The 19,085-nt window shown below is 60.5% G+C and carries 15 protein-coding genes; 4 read left to right on the forward strand and 11 right to left on the reverse strand.

Features of this window, described 5'->3' with window-relative positions:
* Positions 1–19 precede the first annotated feature (19 nt).
* Genes IH404_RS02370 through rfbB form a run of 6 tightly spaced genes read right to left on the reverse strand, consistent with a single transcriptional unit; the run spans position 20 to position 6,609 of the window.
* Positions 20–1,405, reverse strand: a complete 1,386-nt coding sequence (locus tag IH404_RS02370; protein WP_032878393.1) for a sigma-54 dependent transcriptional regulator — start codon at positions 1,403–1,405, stop codon at positions 20–22.
* Positions 1,402–3,210 (reverse strand): ATP-binding protein, encoded by a 1,809-nt coding sequence (locus IH404_RS02375; RefSeq protein WP_005783854.1) that lies wholly within the window; start codon positions 3,208–3,210, stop codon positions 1,402–1,404. The genes IH404_RS02370 and IH404_RS02375 overlap by 4 nt, the downstream gene beginning before the upstream one ends.
* A 36-nt stretch (positions 3,211–3,246) precedes the next feature.
* On the reverse strand, positions 3,247–4,116 hold the full coding sequence (gene rfbD / locus IH404_RS02380) for a dTDP-4-dehydrorhamnose reductase (RefSeq protein ID WP_005783856.1): 870 nt from the start codon (positions 4,114–4,116) through the stop codon (positions 3,247–3,249).
* Positions 4,113–4,658, reverse strand: a complete 546-nt coding sequence (rfbC, locus tag IH404_RS02385; RefSeq protein WP_194439839.1) for a dTDP-4-dehydrorhamnose 3,5-epimerase — start codon at positions 4,656–4,658, stop codon at positions 4,113–4,115. Before rfbC ends, rfbD begins: the two co-directional genes overlap by 4 nt.
* On the reverse strand, positions 4,655–5,530 hold the full coding sequence (gene rfbA / locus IH404_RS02390; RefSeq protein WP_005783860.1) for a glucose-1-phosphate thymidylyltransferase RfbA: 876 nt from the start codon (positions 5,528–5,530) through the stop codon (positions 4,655–4,657). The genes rfbC and rfbA overlap by 4 nt, the downstream gene beginning before the upstream one ends.
* Positions 5,527–6,609 (reverse strand): dTDP-glucose 4,6-dehydratase, encoded by a 1,083-nt coding sequence (gene rfbB / locus IH404_RS02395; protein ID WP_078820047.1) that lies wholly within the window; start codon positions 6,607–6,609, stop codon positions 5,527–5,529. Before rfbB ends, rfbA begins: the two co-directional genes overlap by 4 nt.
* A gap of 153 nt (positions 6,610–6,762) precedes the next feature.
* On the opposite strand from rfbB, the gene IH404_RS02400 reads away from it, so the two are divergent.
* The 3 genes from IH404_RS02400 to IH404_RS02410 all read left to right on the forward strand — a co-directional run bounded on the left by IH404_RS02400 (position 6,763) and on the right by IH404_RS02410 (position 11,349).
* A complete protein-coding gene (locus IH404_RS02400; protein ID WP_194439841.1) occupies positions 6,763–9,672 on the forward strand; it encodes an aminotransferase in 2,910 nt (969 codons plus the stop codon).
* 120 nt (positions 9,673–9,792) lie between these two features.
* Positions 9,793–10,899: an agmatine deiminase gene (gene aguA / locus IH404_RS02405; protein WP_005783865.1), complete on the forward strand. Its 1,107-nt coding sequence runs from the start codon at positions 9,793–9,795 to the stop codon at positions 10,897–10,899.
* A gap of 234 nt (positions 10,900–11,133) precedes the next feature.
* The gene (locus IH404_RS02410; protein ID WP_078820050.1) at positions 11,134–11,349 is read left to right on the forward strand and encodes a hypothetical protein; all 216 of its coding nucleotides are present in this window, start codon (positions 11,134–11,136) and stop codon (positions 11,347–11,349) included.
* A gap of 33 nt (positions 11,350–11,382) precedes the next feature.
* Here the strand turns inward: IH404_RS02410 and IH404_RS02415 are convergent, their stop codons facing one another.
* On the reverse strand, positions 11,383–13,458 hold the full coding sequence (locus IH404_RS02415) for a TonB-dependent siderophore receptor (RefSeq protein ID WP_194439843.1): 2,076 nt from the start codon (positions 13,456–13,458) through the stop codon (positions 11,383–11,385).
* Between the two features lie 406 nt (positions 13,459–13,864).
* Between IH404_RS02415 and IH404_RS02420 the strand changes: the two genes are divergently transcribed.
* Positions 13,865–15,151 carry an OprD family porin gene (locus tag IH404_RS02420; RefSeq protein WP_005783872.1) on the forward strand — a complete coding sequence of 429 codons (1,287 nt, stop codon included), beginning with the start codon at positions 13,865–13,867 and terminating at the stop codon, positions 15,149–15,151.
* 85 nt (positions 15,152–15,236) lie between these two features.
* On the opposite strand, the gene IH404_RS02425 is transcribed toward IH404_RS02420, so the two are convergent.
* From IH404_RS02425 to IH404_RS02440, 4 genes are all read right to left on the reverse strand, one after another.
* Positions 15,237–16,814, reverse strand: coding sequence for a M48 family metallopeptidase (locus IH404_RS02425; protein ID WP_194439845.1), 1,578 nt, complete (start codon positions 16,812–16,814; stop codon positions 15,237–15,239).
* Between the two features lie 13 nt (positions 16,815–16,827).
* On the reverse strand, positions 16,828–17,193 hold the full coding sequence (locus IH404_RS02430) for a hypothetical protein (protein WP_032878382.1): 366 nt from the start codon (positions 17,191–17,193) through the stop codon (positions 16,828–16,830).
* A gap of 37 nt (positions 17,194–17,230) precedes the next feature.
* Positions 17,231–18,574 carry a CHASE2 domain-containing protein gene (locus IH404_RS02435; protein WP_194439847.1) on the reverse strand — a complete coding sequence of 448 codons (1,344 nt, stop codon included), beginning with the start codon at positions 18,572–18,574 and terminating at the stop codon, positions 17,231–17,233.
* 198 nt (positions 18,575–18,772) lie between these two features.
* On the reverse strand, positions 18,773–19,057 hold the full coding sequence (locus tag IH404_RS02440; protein ID WP_194439849.1) for a DUF3077 domain-containing protein: 285 nt from the start codon (positions 19,055–19,057) through the stop codon (positions 18,773–18,775).
* Positions 19,058–19,085 lie beyond the last annotated feature (28 nt).

Genomic DNA, 19,085 nt, shown 5'->3' on the forward strand with positions numbered 1-19,085 from the left:
CTCTTGGTGGTAGGCGGGTTCATTCGTCGTCGGCGCTGTGGCTGGTGCTGTCGGCGAAGTTCAGACCGTGTTTGCGTAACTTGTCGTGCAAGGTCTTGCGCGGCACGCCCAACGCTTCGGCGAGGCTGCGCACGGAGCTGTGAGGGCGGGTGAGTTCGGCGGCGATCAGGCTTTTTTCGAACTGCTCGACTTGCTCGCTCAAGCCCCCGGGCGTGGACGTCAGCACGCCGGCGGCGGGATTGTCCTGGGCGCTATCGAGCGCCAACTCCAGGCCCAGGGCGAAACGCTCGGCGGCGTTTTGCAGTTCCCGCACATTGCCCGGCCAGCTGTGGCGCAATAACAGCGCGCGTTGGCCCGGTTGCAGCTCATGCAGGGGCAGGCCGTGGCGGCTGCTGGCCTCGTCGGCGAAGTGCTGGAACAGCATCAATGCATCTTCACCACGCTCGCGCAGGGGCGGGATGCGTAGCGGTGCGACGTTGAGGCGGTAATACAAGTCGGCACGGAAACGGCCCTGGTCGGCGGCTTGGCGCAGGTCTTCCTTGGTGGCGGCGATAATGCGGATATCCAGCGGGATCAGCTGATTGCCACCCAAGCGCTCCACCACGCGCTCCTGCAACAGGCGCAGCAACTTGACCTGCACATCCAGGCTCATGCTTTCGATTTCATCGAGAAACAGCGTGCCGCCATTGGCGAACTCGAACTTGCCGATGCGGCGTTTCTGCGCGCCGGTGAACGCCCCCGGCTCATGGCCGAACAGTTCGCTTTCTACCACCGATTCGGCCAGCGCCCCGGCGTTGATCGCCACAAATGGGCCACTGCGGCGACTTGAAAGGTCATGCAGGGCGCGGGCGACGACTTCTTTGCCAGCACCGGTTTCGCCCAGGATCAGCACATCGGCCTTGGTCGCGGCCAAGGCGCCAATCTGCTCGCGCAGGCGCAACATTTGCGGGGAGTGCCCCACCAGGCGCGTGCTCAGTTGCTGACGATCGCTGAGGGCCAGGCGCAGGCTGCGGTTGTCCAGCACCAGGCGACGCAAGGCCAGGGCGCGGCGCACGCTGTCGAGCAGTGCGTCGCTGGCGAAGGGTTTTTCGAGGAAGTCATACGCGCCGGCACGCATGGCCTGTACCGCCAACGGCACGTCGCCGTGGCCGGTGATCAGCAGCACCGGCAGGTCCGGGTCCTGGCCATGCAGTTCGGCCAGCAGCTCCAGGCCGTCCATGCCGGGCATACGGATGTCGCTGACCACCACGCCAGGCCAGTCGCGGGACAGGCGTGCGGTGAGGCCGGTGGCTTCGCCCAGGGGCAGGACTTTGAGTCCGGCCAGGTCCAGGGTTTGGCACAGGGCTTGGCGCAGGTGTGGATCGTCGTCGATCAACACCACCTGAATCTGGTTGTCGATGCTCATACACTGCGGTCCTCGGACGGTTGCAGACTGACGCCCGGCGAGCCGGCACGCAATTTCAAGGTTAACAGCGCGCCGCCTTCCTTGTGGTTGGCGAACAACAGTTCGCCACCAAAGGCGCGCATCAGGGTGTCGCAGATTGCCAGGCCCAGGCCCAGGCCCTGGGTGCGCGTCTTGGTGGTGTAGAACGGCTCGCTGGCGCGGCCCAGGGCTTCCATGCAAAAGCCTGGGCCGTTGTCGCGAATGTACAGGTTGACGCCCTGGGGCGTGGTTTCGGCACTCAGCCAGAGTTTGCGCGGCGGGCCTTTTTCGGTGAGGGCGTCCAGGGCGTTGGCCAGCAAGTTACCCAGTACCTGGCGCAGACGGGTTTCGCCGGCCTGCACCCACAGGGTTGCCTCCGGCAGGTCGCGGATCAATTCCACTTCCATCGAGCGCCGCCGTTTGGCCAGCAACGCCAGGGCGTCATCCAGGGCCGGTTGCAAGGCTACGCTCTCCGGCGCGTGACGATCACGGCGAGCGAATGCACGCAAATGGGCGATGATCGAGGCCATGCGCCCGGTCAGCTCGCTGATCAGTTTGAGGTTGCCGCGGGCATCGCTGGTGCGCTCATGGTCGAGGAGGATTTCGGCGTTTTCTGCATAGCTGCGAATCGCCGCCAACGGTTGGTTCAGCTCATGGCTGATACTCGCTGACATGGTGCCCAAGGCGGAGAGTTTACCGGCCTGGACCAGGTCGTCCTGGGCGCGCACCAGTTCCTGCTGGGCGTGTTCGCGCTCCAACACTTCCTGTTTCAGGCGCCGGTTCAGGCCCTCCAGGTCGCTGGTACGCTCGGCCACGCGCATTTCCAGCTCACGGCGGGCCTTGGCTTCGAAGGCGATGCGTTCCAGATAGTGCCGACGGCGCTGCATCAGCAATCCCAGCAACAGCATCAGCACCAACAACGTGGCACCGCCCACGGCGACAACCGTGCGCACCGGACGGTTGATCAGCGAGCGTGGCGCCAGGATTTCCACATTCCAGCCGGTTTCGGCGATGGCCGTGGATTGGCGCAGCCAGGCGCTGCTGCTCAGGCTCAGCGGCTGCGGGTCGCGGGTGGGGTAGGGCTGGATGGCGATGATGGCCTGGCGTTCTTCGGCGGTCAGTGGCCGTGTGGCGCGGAATCGCCATTGCGGGCGCGAGGTGAGGATCACCACGCCGTTGTGGTCGGTGACCAGCAGTTGTTCCGGGGTATTGCCCCACAGGCTTTCGGTGTGATCAAGGTCGACCTTGACCACCAGCACGCCGATGATGGTGTCGCCGTCACGCACCGCGGCGGCGAAGAAGTATCCGCGCTTGGCTGAGGTGGTGCCCAGGCCGAAAAACCGACCCAGGCGCCCGGCCATGGCTTCGCTGAAATAGGGGCGAAAGGAGAAATTGCGCCCGACGAAGCTGTCTTGTTTGTCCCAGTTGGAAGCGGCAAGGGTCTTGCCGGTGGTGTCCATCAGGTACATCACTTCTACGCCCGCCTGGTCGGCGACATCCTTGAGCAACAGGTTGGCATTGGCCAGGTTGGTACTGACGTGAGGTGCGTCCAGGGCGATGCGCAGGGCCGGCAAATCGCCGAGGATTTGCGGCAACACTTCGTAGCGGTGCAGGGTGCCCAACAGGTTGGCGACATACAGGTCGAGAGTCTGGCGGTTTTGCCCGGCCAATTCGCTGCGATAGTAGCGCTCGGCCAAATGCTCCAGCGGCCATAACAGCGGTGCCAAGCACAATGCCAGCAGGGCGAGGCTGCGCCAGCGGGGTCTTCGCGGAAGGGGTGGAGTCATGGGGAGTGTGCGCCTGTGGGTACAGGCGCATTATGCCTAGTGCTGCCTGGCAAGACACTCGTGCAATGCATCTTGCCAATGGGGCTGGCTGACGTGCCATTGCTGTTGCAGACGCGAGCAATCCAGGCGCGAGTTCAGCGGGCGCTTGGCGGGGGTGGGGTAGGCACTGGAAGGGATCGGCTCCAGTTCGGCGCAGGCTTTGCCTTCGATCCGCAATTGCTCGCCAATGGCTTGGGCAAAGCCGAACCACGAGGTCTCACCTTGTGCGGTGAGGTGGTAAACGCCCCAGTCCCCGGCCTTGCCAGCCTGCCACTGCTGAATCAGCGCGCGGGTGCTGCTGGCGATGGTCCCGGCCCAGGTCGGCGCACCGATCTGGTCGGCGACGATGCGCATCTGCGGTTTTTCCTGCAGCAGGCGCTGCATGGTCAGCAGGAAATTCTTGCCATGGCTCGAGTACACCCAACTGGTGCGCAAGATCAGGTGTTCGCCACCTACGGCAGCAATCGCCTGTTCACCCGCCAGTTTGCTCTGACCATAGACACCCAAAGGGTTGGGTGTGTCGCTTTCGATGTAAGGGGCAGGTTTGCTGCCATCGAACACGTAGTCGGTCGAGTAATGAATCAGCGGGATGCCCAGTGCCTTGGCTTCCTCGGCGAGGATGCCGGGGGCGATGGCGTTGATCGCAAAGGCTGCGTCCGGTTCGCTCTCGGCCAGATCGACGGCAGTGTGGGCTGCCGCGTTGATGATCAGGCCAGGGCGGTGGGCGCGTACCTGTTGGCGGATGAGGTCAGCGTCGGCCAGGTCAAGCTGGTCGCGGCCCAGGATGACGAGTTCGCCAAGACCCTGGAGCCGCTGTTGCAGCTCCAGGGAGACTTGGCCGTGTTGGCCGGTGATTAATATTTTCATGGGAACAGGTCGGCTTCCATCAGCAGTTTTCCGACCTGGTCTTTGGCAGACAGTTGCGGCGGCTCGACCAGCTCCCAGTCGATAGCCAGCGTTGGGTCATTCCAGAGAATGCTGCGCTCGGCGCTTGGCTGGTAGTAATCGGTGGTTTTGTACAGGAACTCTGCGTGGTCGCTCAACACCACGAAACCATGTGCAAAACCTTCTGGCACCCACAATTGACGATGGTTCTGTGCCGACAGGCGTACACCCACCCAGTTTCCGAAGTTTGGGGAGCTGCGACGGATGTCGACGGCTACATCCAGCACTTCGCCGTGAGTGACACGCACCAGCTTGCCTTGAGTGTGCTCAAGCTGATAGTGCAAGCCCCGTAGTACGCCTTTTTGCGAGCGCGAGTGGTTGTCCTGCACAAAATCACGCTTGAGCCCGGTAGCTGCTTCAAAAGCGCGGGCGTTGAAGCTTTCGTAGAAGAAACCGCGCTCGTCACCGAATACCTTTGGCTCAAGGATCAGCACGCCGGGTAGTGTGGTTTCAACTACGTTCACTGGGTCTCTCCGGCGAGGGAATACAGGTACTGGCCATAGCCGGTCTTGCCGAAGTATTTGGCGCGTTCCAGCAGATAGTCGCGGTCGATCCAGCCGTTTTCGTAGGCGATCTCTTCCAGGCAAGCCACTTTCAAGCCCTGGCGGTGCTCGATGGTCTGCACGTAAGTCGAGGCCTCCAGCAGGCTGTCATGGGTGCCGGTGTCGAGCCAGGCAAAGCCGCGACCGAAGCGTTCTACATGCAGGTCGCCGCGCTGAAGATAGGCGTTGTTGACGTCGGTGATTTCCAACTCGCCGCGCGGCGAAGGCTTGACGGCCTTGGCGATCTTGATCACGTCGTTATCGTAGAAATACAGGCCGGTGACGGCATAGGGTGACTTGGGCTTCGCCGGTTTTTCTTCAATGGACAGGGCGCGGCCCTCTTTATCGAAATCAATCACACCGAAGCGCTCCGGGTCTTTTACCCAGTAGCCGAATACCGTAGCGCCCGATGAACGCTCGGCTGCAGTGCGTAATTGATCACTAAAATGTTGGCCGTGGAAGATGTTGTCCCCCAGAATCAGGCACACGGCGTCATCACCGATGAACTCTTCGCCAATGATAAATGCTTGAGCCAACCCGTCTGGAGACGGCTGTTCGGCATAGGTGAAATGCACGCCAAACTGGCTGCCATCTCCCAGCAGGTTTCGGTACTGTGGCAAGTCTACCGGCGTGGAGATCACCAGGATGTCCTTGATCCCGGCAAGCATCAGCACGGATATCGGGTAGTAGATCATGGGTTTGTCGTACACCGGCAACAGCTGTTTGGACACTCCCAGAGTAATGGGGTGCAAGCGGGTGCCGGAGCCGCCAGCCAATACGATGCCCTTCATCATGCGATTAGATCCTTCAAGTCGGTGTTGCCCAATCGTTCGCCCTGATAACTACCGTCCTGGACCCTGCGGCACCATTCCAGGTTATCGAGGTACCACTGCACGGTTTTGCGCAGTCCTGTCTCAAAGGTTTCTTCCGGGACCCAGCCCAGTTCGCGTTCGATCTTGCTGGCGTCGATGGCGTAGCGCTGGTCGTGGCCAGGGCGATCCTTGACGAAGGTGATCAGGTCAGTGAATTTTGCCACGCCGGCGGGGCGCTGCGGCGCCAGCTCTTCCAGCAGGCCGCAAATGCCACGTACCACGTCGATGTTCTTCTGCTCGTTATGACCACCGATGTTGTAGGTCTCGCCCACCACCCCAGTGGTGACCACTTTGAGCAGTGCACGGGCATGATCCTCGACGAACAGCCAGTCACGTACCTGCAAACCATCGCCGTAGACAGGCAGTGGCTTGCCCGCCAAGGCGTTGAGAATAACCAGCGGGATCAATTTTTCGGGGAAGTGGAATGGCCCGTAGTTGTTCGAGCAATTGGTCAGCAGTATCGGCAGGCCGTATGTACGCTGCCAGGCGCGTACCAGATGGTCGGATGCCGCCTTGCTCGCGGAGTAGGGAGAGCTGGGCGCGTAAGGGGTGGTTTCGGTGAAGAGGTCGTCTACGCCGTGCAGGTCGCCATACACCTCGTCAGTGGAAATGTGGTGGAAGCGGAACGCGCTTTTGGCCGGTTCTGCCAGCTTCTGCCAGTAAGCCCGTGTGGCTTCCAGCAGGCTGTAGGTGCCGACGATGTTGGTCTGGATAAAATCCGACGGACCGTCAATGGAGCGGTCAACGTGGGACTCGGCCGCCAAGTGCATGATCGCATCAGGTTCAAAGCGTGCGAGTACGGCGCTGACGGCGGCCTGGTCGATGATATCGGCCTGGACAAACTCATAGCGGCTGTTGGACGCGATGCTGGTCAGCGACTCCAGGTTGCCGGCATAGGTGAGCTTGTCCAGATTGAGCACTTCATGTTCGGTATCTTGAATCAAATAGCGGATCAGGGCTGAGCCGATAAAGCCAGCGCCGCCAGTAACGAGAATGCGCATATCGGAGGGCCCTTTCCTTAGATGGACATTAAGCGAATGAAGCATAGCTTGAGTTGTGAGGGCCGGGTGGTGCAAGTCCGGCGTTTACTGGGGGTTGCCTTGTGACCCGGAACAATGGCGATATAGACGACTGAAAAAACAAAGGTCGTCACAATGTCGTTAGCCACATTGACCCACCGCGCCAGTTTACCTTGCCCACAAGTAAGCCCCGACCAGGCGGCAAGCCTGCTCGAGCGGCATTATGGGATGAGCGGTGTGCTGCAAGCGTTGGGCAGTCAACAAGACCTCAACTACAAGATTGACAACGCCCAGGGCCGTTTTGTTCTCAAAATCTGCCGCGGTGACTACGCCGCCGTTGAACTCGAGGCCCAGCACGCGGCCCTCAATAGTCTGCAAGCACATGTCCATCTGCGCGTGCCCAAGGTGATTCAAGCGTTGGATGGTAGTGAGCTGCTGACGGTAGACGTGGACGGGCACACCCTGCACCTGCGGCTACTGGAGTACATCGACGGCCAGCCCCTCACGCATTTACCGCACCTGGGCCGCGAGGTGATCGCAAGCTTCGGTGAACTGTGCGCGCAGATGAGCCTCGCGCTGCAAGGTTTCGAGCATCCGGGCCTTGCGCGCACCCTGCAGTGGGATCCGCGCCATGCGCAGGCGTTGATCACTCATCTGCTGGCAACCTTGCCTGACCTGCCGCAACGCGCCGTATTGGAGCACGTAGCCACGCAGGTCGAGGCGTATGTCCAACCGTTGGCACCACGCCTGCCGTGGCAAGCGGTGCACCTGGACATCACCGATGACAATGTGGTGTGCCAGCGTGATGCCCAGCGGCGCTGGCGTATTCACGGCGTGATTGATTTCGGCGATCTGGTGCGCACCTGGCGGATTGCCGACCTGTCGGTAACCTGCGCGTCCCTGTTGCACCACGCCCACGGTGACCCGTTTGCGATTCTGCCGGCAATCCAGGCCTGTCACGCGGTGATGCCGTTACAGCGCGAAGAGTTGGAGGTGTTGTGGCCGCTGATCGTCGCCCGCGCGGCGGTGCTGGTGCTCAGCAGTGAACAGCAGCAACGCCTGGACCCGGATAACGCGTATTTAAAGAAAAATGCTGAGCACGAGTGGGAAATTTTTCATGTTGCGACGGCGGTGCCGTTTGCGCTGATGCAAGCGGCGATTCTCACTGGCGTTGGCGAGACGTTGCCACCGGTTGCCAGCCATGACTTTGCACCCTTGTTGCCGGGCCTGGTGGGCCGCGAGTTCGCGCTGATCGACCTGGGCGTACTCAGCCCGCATTGGGAGGCCGGTAATTGGGAAACCCCGGAAATGGATCGGCGGTTGCTGGCTGAAGCAGCGGCAGTACATGGGCTGGCGGCCAGCCGGTATGGGCAATACCGCTTGTCGCGTACCTGTGCCGACAGCGCGGTAGAGCCGCAGACCTTCCCCCTCCATGTCGAACTGCATCTGCCCCACGGCAGCGTGCTGCAAGCCCCCTTTGCAGGCACGCTGCGTGAAGGCGCCGATGGCTTGCTGTGCTTGCACGACCCTAGGCTGAGCCTGCGTGTGTGGGGCTTAAAAACGTCACTCACGCCTGGAGCGTTGGTGGTGAAAGGGCAAGTAATGGGTGAGGTTCACGCGCCGTTGATTGTGCAGTTATGCAGCGCCGACCTTGAGCCGCCACTGTTCTGCACGCCCTCCCGAGCCTCGGCCTGGCAGGCGTTGTGCCCGTCACCGGCGGCGCTGTTGGGGCTGGCCTGCGATGCCGAGCCGGAACTGGACCCGCAGGCCCTGCTGGCCCGGCGTGATGCCAGCTTCGCCCGCTCCCAGAAGCATTACTACGTGGACCCGCCACGTATCGAGCGAGGCTGGCGCAACCACCTGATCGACATGCAGGGCCGATCCTACCTGGACATGCTCAACAACGTAGCCGTGCTGGGCCATGGTCACCCGCGCATGGCCGCGGTAGCAGCGCGGCAGTGGTCGCTGCTCAACACCAACTCGCGGTTTCACTATGCCGCGATTGCCGAGTTTTCCGAACGGTTGCTGGCGCTGGCGCCCAAGGGCATGGACCGCGTGTTCCTGGTCAACAGCGGCACCGAAGCCAATGACCTGGCGATTCGCCTGGCCTGGGCCTACAGCGGCGGGCGCGACATGCTCAGCGTGCTGGAGGCGTACCACGGCTGGTCGGTGGCGGCAGACGCCGTATCCACATCAATTGCCGATAACCCCCAGGCATTGAGCAGCCGCCCGGACTGGGTGCACCCGGTGACAGCACCCAATACCTACCGCGGCGAATTCCGCGGGCCGGACAGCGCACCGGACTACGTGCGAAGCGTGGAACACAACCTGGCGAAAATTGCCGCAAGCCAGCGCCAGTTGGCCGGATTTATCTGTGAGCCGGTATACGGCAATGCCGGGGGCATCTCTCTGCCGCCGGGTTATTTACAGCAGGTGTATGGCTTGGTCCGTGCCCAGGGGGGCGTGTGCATCGCCGATGAGGTGCAGGTAGGTTACGGCCGCATGGGCCACTTCTTCTGGGGCTTTGAAGAGCAGGGTGTGGTGCCCGACATCATCACCATGGCCAAAGGCATGGGCAACGGCCAGCCTTTGGGGGCGGTGATCACCCGTCGAGAAATTGCCGAGGCGCTGGAGGCCGAAGGGTATTTCTTCTCGTCATCGGGGGGCAGCCCGGTCAGTTGTCAAATCGGCATGGCGGTGCTGGACGTGATGGAAGAAGAGAAACTCTGGGAAAACGCCCAGGTGGTTGGGGGGCATTTCAAGGCTCGGCTGCAAGCGCTGATCGACCGCCATCCGCTGGTCGGAGCGGTACACGGTTCGGGCTTCTATCTGGGCCTGGAACTGGTGCGCGACCGACACACCCTGGAGCCAGCGACGCAAGAGACGGCGCTGTTATGTGATCGTCTTCGGGAATTAGGGATTTTCATGCAGCCTACGGGTGACTACCTGAATATTCTCAAGATCAAACCGCCGATGGTGACCACCCGGCAAAGCGTGGACTTCTTTGTCGACATGTTGTCGAAAGTACTGGATGAGCAGCTGTGATAGATCGATTGTTATCGGCTATTTTGTGTAATATTCGGGATCTGTAATCGTTAAGCGCTTCCAAAGCCGATTTTTATCCATATCAAGTCGGTCTTCACCCCATTCGGAGTTTTGAACGCCATGACCACCCTGCACAGCACACCTCGCGCCGATGGCTTCCATATGCCTGCCGAATGGGCGCCACAAACCCAAACCTGGATGATCTGGCCCGAGCGCCCCGACAACTGGCGTCTGGGCGGTAAGCCTGCGCAGGCCGCCCACGTGGCTGTGGCCAAGGCCATCGCCCGCTTTGAGCCCGTGACCGTTGCGGTTTCCGCCGGCCAGTACGAGAACGCCCGTGCGCGCCTGGATGTACCCAATATTCGCTTGGTGGAAATGTCTTCCGACGATGCCTGGGTCCGCGATACGGGCCCCACGTTCGTGATCAACGACAGCGGCGAGGTGCGGGGCGTGAATTGGGATTTCAATGCCTGGGGTGGTTTTGACGGCGGCCTGTATGCACCATGGAACCGTGACTCCCAGGTAGGCGGCAAGATCCTCGAGATCGAGCGCGCGCCGCGCTATCGCACCCAAGGCTTCGTGCTTGAAGGGGGTTCGATCCATGTGGATGGCGAAGGCACCCTGATCACCACCGAAGAGTGCCTGTTGAACCGCAATCGCAACCCGCACCTGGATCGTGCGGCCATTGAAGCTGTACTGGCTGATCACCTCGCGGTGGATAAGATCATCTGGTTGCCGGATGGCCTGTTCAACGACGAAACCGATGGCCATGTGGATAACTTCTGCTGCTATGTGCGCCCGGGCGAAGTGTTGCTGGCCTGGACCGATGACCCGCAAGATCCGAACTACCCACGCTGCCACGCAGCCATGGATGTGCTGCAAAACAGCACCGACGCCAAGGGACGCGCGTTCATCGTGCATAAAATGCCGATCCCGGGACCGCTGTATGCCACCGAGGAAGAATGCGCCGGTGTCGACCCGGTGGACGGCAGCCAGGAACGTAACCCGAGCGTGCGGTTGGCCGGGTCCTACGTCAACTTCCTGATCGTCAACGGCGGCATCATCGCGCCGAGTTTCGATGACCCGCTGGACCACCAGGCCAAACAAATCCTGCAGAGCCTGTTCCCGCAGCACGAAGTAGTGATGGTGCCGGGCCGCGAACTGTTACTGGGGGGAGGCAATATTCATTGCCTGACCCAACAGCAGCCCGCACCGCACAGAAATTGAGTGTAGTTGTAACGGTGCTTTGAGGGCGCGTGGGCGCTGCGCAACCGCAGTGTTCCAGCCAAGCCCGCGACCCAGCCAGGTCGCGGGCTTTTTTGTATCTGAATGCCAAGGCGGACGGCACATTGGCATAGCTCTTGTATCGCTGTCGGCACAGTGAATCTGTGCGATGACTGCGCAGTTCTGTCACAAACCTTGAGTAAGTTAGCCGCTCACGCAGCAGGAGAGAGCGCTGAAATGAATGCCGATATCGACCTGATGAACACGCGCACGTTTCACCCCTTGCGAGTCAACGGCGATGCGATCCATGCGTTGGCGCTGTGGTTGAAGGCAAACGGCTCGCGACAGGTCAGGCAGGTGCCTGACTTGCGCAGCGTGATGAGAGAACGCTACCCGGTGGGGTTGTTCACGGAGGATGAAGTGCAGGCGTTATGCGAGTTGATGAGTAAGTGAAGGCACACTGCAGTCAGTGTGCCAGATGAAATATTAGAAACTGTAGGTACCGGTGACCACCAGGCTACGCGGCTCTCCTGGTTGAATCTGCGCCGCACTGGTCGCCGAGGCGTAGTAATTTTTGTCGGCAATATTGTTCAGCGCCGCTCTCACGTCCCACTCTTTCTGACGGAACCCGGCCAGCGCGTCCCAGCGCCCGTATCCCGGCAGTACCACGGTGTTGAGGCTGTCGGCGTAGCGATCACCCACCAGGGTCAAACCGGTTTCGGCGTACCAGCCCATTTCCGGTTTCCAGGTGATGAACACGCTGGCATTGCGCTTGGCCACGTCGCTGATACGTTTGCCTTCAAAGCCGTTGTTGTCCTTCTCCACCTTGGCGTCCTGCAGGCCTACACCGCCGCGTACGTACCAGTTGTCGATGATCTTGCCGGTGGCCGTCAGCTCCACGCCGCGTGAGCGTTGCTCGCCGGTGAGCAGGGTGATGGTGCGGTCCAGCGGGTCGCTGGTGCGGCGGTTGTAGAGTTCCAGCTCGTACACGGCGAGCGTGGTGCTCAGGCGGTCGTCGAACCAGTCGCTCTTCACGCCGATTTCCTTCTGCTTGGTCAGCTCCGGGCTAAGGTCGTTGACGTTCCCGGCGGCGTTCGGCGTGATACCGATCAGGCCGCCGCCCGCTGGCGAGAAGGTCTTGCTCCACGAGGCATAGAACGAATGATGCTCCAGCGGCGTCCACACCAGGCCGACGCGCGGGCTGGTGCTGTGGCTCTTCACGTTCTCCTGGGTGTTGAGCACCTTGCTGGTGGTATCCACTTCAAAGCGGTCATAACGCAGCCCGCCCAAAAGTTGCCACTGGTCGTTCAGGCGCAGTTGATCCTGCACATACAGCGCGCTGCTTTCGACTTCAGTGTGGTTGTAACTCGACAGTCGCATGCTCCCTGTGTGGCTCAGGCGGCGATTGGGTTGGTTGAGGTCCAGGCTGGGGACCGTCCTGGCATCCCGAGCCGAGTACAGCTTCGGATCGCGGCGCTGGCTGCCCAGCTCGATACCGGTGAGCAGGCGATGCTCCAGGCCAAATGTGTCGAAACCACCCTCCAGCTCAAGGTTGTTGAAAACATTGCGGGTGGTCAGGTCTTGCTGCCAGTGTTGGCGGCTGACGCTGTTGGTTTTCGCGTCGTAGCCGGTCTGGTAAGTGTTGTCGAAATCGCTGTCGAGCTTGAACACCCCGAGGGTGTGGCGCAGTTGCCAGTTGGCGTTGAGCTCATAGGCGAGCTTGGAGCGCAGTGACTGGGATTTATCGTCGATGTAGTCGCCGTGATCGAAATAAGTGGTGCTGCGGCTCACATCAGCCGGGCGCCCGTTGACCCCGGGAATGCCACGGTCCGGCGTGCGGTTGTAGCGGCTGTATTCGTATTGCACCAGCCAGTTCAGGTCGGGCGTGAGCTGCCAGCTCATCGACGGCGCAAACAACTGGCGGTTGCCGCTGACGCCATCGCGAAAGCTGTTGTTGTCCTGGTTGCCCATGTTCAGGCGCAGGCTGATGGTGTCGCTCGGGTCGGCGCTCAGGTCGGCATACAGGCTGCGCAAATCGTTGCTGCCACCTTGGGCTTCGATACTCGACTTATGGCCCGGCGTGGGCAATTTGCTTACGCGGTTGACGATACCGCCCTGGCCACCTCGCCCGTACAGCACGGCGGCCGGGCCCTTGAGCACTTCGATACGCTCGATGTTGTGCAGGTCGCGCACGTATTGGCTGTCGTCGCGAATGCCGTCCAGATAGAAGTCATTGCTGGCGTCGAAACCGCGTATGCGCAGGCTGTCGAAGCGTGTGTCGGCGCCGCTGCTGACGTTGGGAATACCGCTTAACGCCTGGCCCAGGTCGTTGGTGCCGTAGGAGCGCAGATTGTCGGTTTTTACCGAGTCGATCGCCTGGGGCACATAGCGTACGGAGGTCGCGGTGCGGGTGGCGGTGTTGGTCTCTTTGACCCGTGGGTCGTCTTCATCCGCTTCGGCATTGATCGAGGTCTCGGGCAATACGGTAGTCGCGCAGGCAAAACCGGCAGACAGCAGCATGGAGAGCCCAAGGGCGATGGGCGTCAGGCAAGGGGTGGGCATGGGTGTATCCAACAGGTTGGGCAGGAAATTTGCGCGAATGGTAATGCTTTGCATTTGCGCGTGTTATCTATTCCCTGTCGTGTCGCTGGCATATTTGTTACTTGATGTGTTTTTTACCGGTGGCGTAGGTCATTCAATCGTTTTCAGCGTAGTGCTTTAGCTCGCCCCTTAGACGAATATCGCCTAAATACAGACGATTCACGAAATTGACACATAGTTCAACGCCCGCATAGGATTGCGCCCAACGCCTGTGGCTCACCGCCATGACTTACTCCAATAAAAAAAGGCCCGCGGCAGTTCAGTCGTCCGCGGGCTTTCTTTTTGCGGCAAAGGTCGACACCAGAAATAGCAACATGGAGCCTGGTGTCACAGCGCGTACTCAACCCGTAATAAGGAATATAAGAATATGTTGAAGCAACGGATGAGTCTGATCGCTCTGGGGATTTTGAGCGCATCGACAGCAATGGCAAACGACCAGGAGCAATCCAAGGGGTTTGTTGAAGATAGCCACCTGAACATCGCCGCACGTAACGCCTACATCAGCCGTGACTACAAAAACGGCAAGCAGGACAAAGCTGAATGGGGCCAAGGCTTCATCGGCAAGTTCGAGTCCGGCTTCACCCAAGGCACCGTAGGTGTGGGTGTGGATGTGATTGGCCAATACGCTATCCGTCTGGACGGTGGTAAAGGCCGCAGCGGCGCTGGCGGTATCGACTTCTTCAAGCAAGGTGACAGCGGTGAAGCCGCCAACGACCTGGCCAAAGGTGGCGCGGCCGTGAAGGCGCGTATCTCCAACACCGTGATCAAATACGGTCAGCAAATGCCGGCCGTACCGGTCCTGCAGTACGATAACTCGCGCTTGCTGTCGGAAACCTACGAGGGCACCTCGATTGTTTCCAAAGAGATCGCCGGCCTGCAACTGGACGCCGGTCACTTCACCAAGGAAGCTCGCAAGAGCGCCGAGGGCAGCGACAGCGGCCGCTTGAAGAGCATCAACTACATCGGCGGTAGCTACAAATTCACCGAAAGCCTGTCGGCTGCCCTGTATGCCTCCGACATGCAGGACGTGCTGAAAAAGCAATACGTCAACGTCAACTACGTGCTGGCCCTGCCAGAGAAGCAATCGCTGACGTTTGACTTCAACGGCTACAAAACCAAGCTTGATCGCAGTTTCGCCCTGGAAAACCAAGGTGATGCGGACGCGCGCGACAACAAGATCTGGAGCCTGGGCGCGACCTGGGCCGTTGGTGCGCACAGCTTCACCCTCGCTCACCAGCGCAGCACCGGCGACACTGGCTACCTGTACGGCGGCTACCGCAACGCTGGCGGCATCGGCGACGGCGGCAATACCATCTTGCTGGCCAACTCCTACTGGTCCGACTTCAACGGCAAGGACGAGCGTTCCTGGCAAGCAGGTTACGGCATCGATTTCGCCACCTTCGGCGTACCGGGCCTGACCTACAACATTGCCTACGTGCGTGGCACCAACATTGACGACGGCAGCGGCCGTGGCGATGGCACCGAGCGTGAAATCTGGAACCAGTTCAAGTACGTCGTACAGAGCGGCCCAGCCAAAGACCTGAGCCTGCGTGCTCGCGCCTCGTGGCTGCGCGTTTCCAACAACGCCAGCAACTACAACGTAGGCGGTAACGAAATCCGTCTGTTCGCCGACTACCCGATCAACGTTTTCTAATTGATCGAGCGTCGTGCCTGATGCCAGGCAATAAAAAACCCCGACTGGTTCGGGGTTTTTTTATTCCAGGTGCGAATGTTGCCGCCTAGGCCTTGGCCGGTGCGAGCTTCTTGCAGTTTTCCTTGCGTGTCGGGTACTGCTCGCACTTGCGCAACACCGTTTGCACCTGCTGCACATTCTGCAGTTGCTGGTTGGCCAACAGCTTTTCGGTGATGAACAGCTCCTCCGAGCCCAGATTGCGTTCAGCCTTGTCGATCATCGCCAGGGCCGATTGCCCATCACCCCGCTTGAGGTGATAGCTGATCATCAAGTCATAGGTGGAGGGGCCGGCCAGGGACCAGTCCTTGATCGCCTGCAACTCTTTCACCGCTTCGCTGTTTTTGCCCTGGGCCAGGCGCACGGTATAGGCCGTGCGCCGAATGCTCGGCTGGTCCTTGACCGGTGACGCCAGGGCCTTGCGGATAAACCCTTCAGCATCCGGCACTTTGTTTTTCTCCAGGGCATCGATGGCGAAGTACGCGTCTTTATAACCCTGTAAGGCCTTCGCCACTTGCGGCGTAGTCTTCATCTTCGACCAGCTTTGTGGGTTGACCCGAGCGCGGCGTTCCTGGCGATATTCGCGTTGCAAGTACTGGCGCAGCTCGGTGTCACGGTCCATCGCCGACATGTGCGAGCGGTTGAAGTATTGCGTGGTTGCGGTGATGCCGGTGGTCAAGCCGTCCTTGACCAGCACGTCCAGCTCTTTGGTGAACTGGTTGAGATTGAACTGCTGCAACGAATCCTGCATGGCATTCTTGCGCGCCGTGAGGAAGCCCGTGAGCAAGGGTTTCTGCTTGCCCTGGAAGTCGTTGAGGCGCTCCAGACTATGGGTGGCGGCACGCGGTGCGTAACCGGCGCGGATCATCAAGTCAGTGCCCAGCAAGTCGGCCTGGTCTTCCTGGCTGCGGCCCCAGGCGGTGCTCCATACCTGATCGGAAAAGGTATTGGCCAGTGCGGTGTACAGCACGGTGTTACCGATGGTCTTTTGCGTGCCGGCCGGGTCTTTACTGAACAGTTTCATCGTCCCGGAGCTGCGGTCGACGCCCGTATCGGCAGCCATGGTGGCCAAGGCGACCGTGGAGGCGACGGTGGTGAACATGTCTTTCTGCTGCTGGAAGGCAGCCATGCGGTCGTGGTGATGCAGCAGCACGTGGCTCATTTCATGGCCAAGCATCGCCGCGATTTCGTCTTCGCTGGCGACGTTGTCCAGCATACCCAGCGGTACGAACAGGTTGCCGTAAGGGTCTGCCGATGGCCCGAAACCATAACTGTCGGTGATCTTCACCTGCAGCGGCGGCAACTCCCCCGGCCAGCCCTTGGACAAGCGCATGACAATGCCCTGCAAGTAGCCTTGCAGCATCGGGATATCCACCAGGTTCTGCTGGCGCGCCTCGGCAGCCGGCACCGCCCGCCCGTCGTAGCTCAGGCGCTGTTGGCTCTGGCGCTGTGGGTCGAGCTTGTAGTACTGGCGCACGTCGGTGTTGTCCACGTAGTGGCCCTGGACCCGAGATTGGGTCGAGGGCCCCACCAGGTTCAGGAACGCCTGGTCTGCGCCCTTCAAGGTCGCGCAACCACTGAGCACGGAACAGGCCAATAGGCTGGCTGCCACTCGATATCCCTTCACCGCAACGCTCCTTTTATTGATTGCAACCGGCACCAAAACCGATGGTGGAATTATTGCGGCTGTCCTTGGCCTGGCTTTTGGTCAGGCCCTGGCAAGGCAGGTCGACGACGTTCAGCGGCGGTTCGATGCGCAGGTCCATGGTGTCCAGCCAGACCTTCTGGCCTGCCAGCTCGACCTGCACCAGGTCCAGCGCCTGGTTGTACTGCAACACCGGTACGGGCTGGGTGGGCGCATCCTTTTTCGCCAACTCACGTTGTTGCTTGCCTTGCTCGTCCAGTACGGTCACTGGGTCGGCCAGGAACGCTTTGATACTGTGAGTTTCCGCCCAGGCACCCTGGGTGAAGAGGGCAGTGAGCAAAACGATGAGACTTCTGTTCATCCTTGAATTCCTTGAGTCAAATGACAAAACGGCACACTCAGCGGTCGCGGTCGAAGAAGGCTTCGATCCGCTCGCTGAACAACACCAACGACAGCAAAACAATACCCAGCACGTTGACCGGGGTGATGTCATTGAGGCTCAGCAACACACTGACCGCCGCCAACATCGACATCACCAACAGCCACGACGGGCACGGCGAAGTAAAAAACCAGATTTCCTGGCGCCGCCACCGGCTCCAGGTGCGCTGGCCCGCCAGGCGACGTGCGTGCAGCGCCTTGAGCACGGCAATCAACGCCAGCAGCCCGAGCTCCAGCAGGTCCAGCCAATTGAAGGGCAAGCGGGGAAAGTCGGCCGGTTCATGGTCGTAGTCCATGCCAGAATTGATCAGGTTATCCAGGGCCATGGCGTGCAAGTACACGCCGGGGAGTTGGCCATGTACCGGCGACTCCACCAGATCCCCCGTGGACGCGATATTGGCGCCCACCAGCACCAGGCGGTCGCGCAGCAACTCTGCGATCAGTGCCTGATCATCGGGGTCGCTGACCTCCAGGTCACTGGCCGACAACGTCAGCGTATAAGGGCACCGCGCCTGGGCCGAGTCATCGAGCTTCCAGAACACGGCCTGAAAGAACTGCGCCACCCCATCCAGCAAAAAATGCCGCGCGGGCGCGCAGTGGCGGATATCAGCAATCCGCGCCTGTTCCGCCGCCAGCTTCAGCCCCCATTGCACAGCGATGGGCTGGCGCTGCGCAGCGGTTTGCGCATCCACCGGCGGCTGTTTGCAATGTTGCTTGGCACAAAACTCGCGGTACAGCGCCATCGCTGGGGTTTCCAAAAGCCCCGCCTGTGTGTGCATGGCCAGCGGGTACTTGTCGTCCACCCCTTCCCATACCACCAGCGCTGTGCGGCTGACCTGCATAAGAGGCGCCAGCGTATTGGCCTGGCCCGCCTCCGCACGCGTCAACCCGGTATTGGCCAACCACAGTGGGATGCCCTGGCGTTGATAACGCTCAAACACATTCGCCAGCAACTGGCTGCTTCGCGCCGGGTCGCCCAACGAGTGCTCATGGCTGTACAGCAAATCCACAAACACCGCCCCAGGCTTGTACGCCAGCAAGCGCTTGAACAACTTGCTCTGCTCGCCATAGGGCATTGGCCAAGAGGTGTCGTTGCGCATCAGGTAGGCATCATCAATCAACACCACCGCCACCCGCTGCTGCCCAAGGCTCGGGTAGTGGCTGGCGAACATACGATTGAGCCACTGCGCCGACGCCTTGTCGCTGGAACTGGCCAAGCCGAAAGGATCAAGAATCGCCAGCAACACGATGATGACCGCCAGCCAATAGCGGCGGTATTTGAACAGCGGGGGGTTGGACAACATCCATGTCTCGATAAAAGCGCAAGCAAGGCGGGGTTTTTAAAGGAGTGGGGAGGGGGTGTCAATCGAATAAGTGGCTAAGTGCCATATTGCCTTTGGCTCGTCTTTCGCAAAAAGCCCCGACCTATTCAGGCCAGAGCTTTCCTCTGTGGGAGCCGGGCTTGCCCGCGATGACGTCAGCCCGCGAACCACACGACTTCTTTATTGCTCAACATTCCCTGGCGACTCCAACACCTTCACCACATCATCAATCACCGCCTTGCTCATCTCCTGCAAATAATGCGACGCCCAGGCATAACGGTCCGTGTCTTTCGTCATCGCCGCGTCTTCCGCGAGCAGCTTGGCGAGGTGGAGCAAGTCGGAAACGTGATGCAAGGCTTCATGCAGGGAAACACCGCTGTTGACGCGGAACAGAGGTTGGTCGGAGTGAAAGGAAAAGGGGGTGACGCCGAGGGTGGTTAACGCGGATGGATTTGGAGCGGTCATTGGTAGAACTCCCGTATCGAGTGAGAGC

The organism is Pseudomonas sp. OST1909 (genome assembly GCF_015277575.1).
Lineage (GTDB): Bacteria > Pseudomonadota > Gammaproteobacteria > Pseudomonadales > Pseudomonadaceae > Aquipseudomonas > Aquipseudomonas synxantha_A.

Excerpts from the sequence above, each read along its gene's own strand:
- IH404_RS02370 (WP_032878393.1), bottom strand. The coding sequence starts at position 1,405 with ATGAGCATCGACAACCAGATTCAGGTGGTGTTGATCGACGACGATCCA.
- IH404_RS02375 (WP_005783854.1), bottom strand. The coding sequence starts at position 3,210 with ATGACTCCACCCCTTCCGCGAAGACCCCGCTGGCGCAGCCTCGCCCTG.
- rfbD (WP_005783856.1), bottom strand. The coding sequence starts at position 4,116 with ATGAAAATATTAATCACCGGCCAACACGGCCAAGTCTCCCTGGAGCTG.
- rfbA (WP_005783860.1), bottom strand. The coding sequence starts at position 5,530 with ATGATGAAGGGCATCGTATTGGCTGGCGGCTCCGGCACCCGCTTGCAC.
- rfbB (WP_078820047.1), bottom strand. The coding sequence starts at position 6,609 with ATGCGCATTCTCGTTACTGGCGGCGCTGGCTTTATCGGCTCAGCCCTG.
- IH404_RS02400 (WP_194439841.1), top strand. The coding sequence starts at position 6,763 with ATGTCGTTAGCCACATTGACCCACCGCGCCAGTTTACCTTGCCCACAA.
- aguA (WP_005783865.1), top strand. The coding sequence starts at position 9,793 with ATGACCACCCTGCACAGCACACCTCGCGCCGATGGCTTCCATATGCCT.
- IH404_RS02410 (WP_078820050.1), top strand. The coding sequence starts at position 11,134 with ATGAATGCCGATATCGACCTGATGAACACGCGCACGTTTCACCCCTTG.
- IH404_RS02415 (WP_194439843.1), bottom strand. The coding sequence starts at position 13,458 with ATGCCCACCCCTTGCCTGACGCCCATCGCCCTTGGGCTCTCCATGCTG.
- IH404_RS02420 (WP_005783872.1), top strand. The coding sequence starts at position 13,865 with ATGTTGAAGCAACGGATGAGTCTGATCGCTCTGGGGATTTTGAGCGCA.
- IH404_RS02430 (WP_032878382.1), bottom strand. The coding sequence starts at position 17,193 with ATGAACAGAAGTCTCATCGTTTTGCTCACTGCCCTCTTCACCCAGGGT.
- IH404_RS02435 (WP_194439847.1), bottom strand. The coding sequence starts at position 18,574 with ATGTTGTCCAACCCCCCGCTGTTCAAATACCGCCGCTATTGGCTGGCG.
- IH404_RS02440 (WP_194439849.1), bottom strand. The coding sequence starts at position 19,057 with ATGACCGCTCCAAATCCATCCGCGTTAACCACCCTCGGCGTCACCCCC.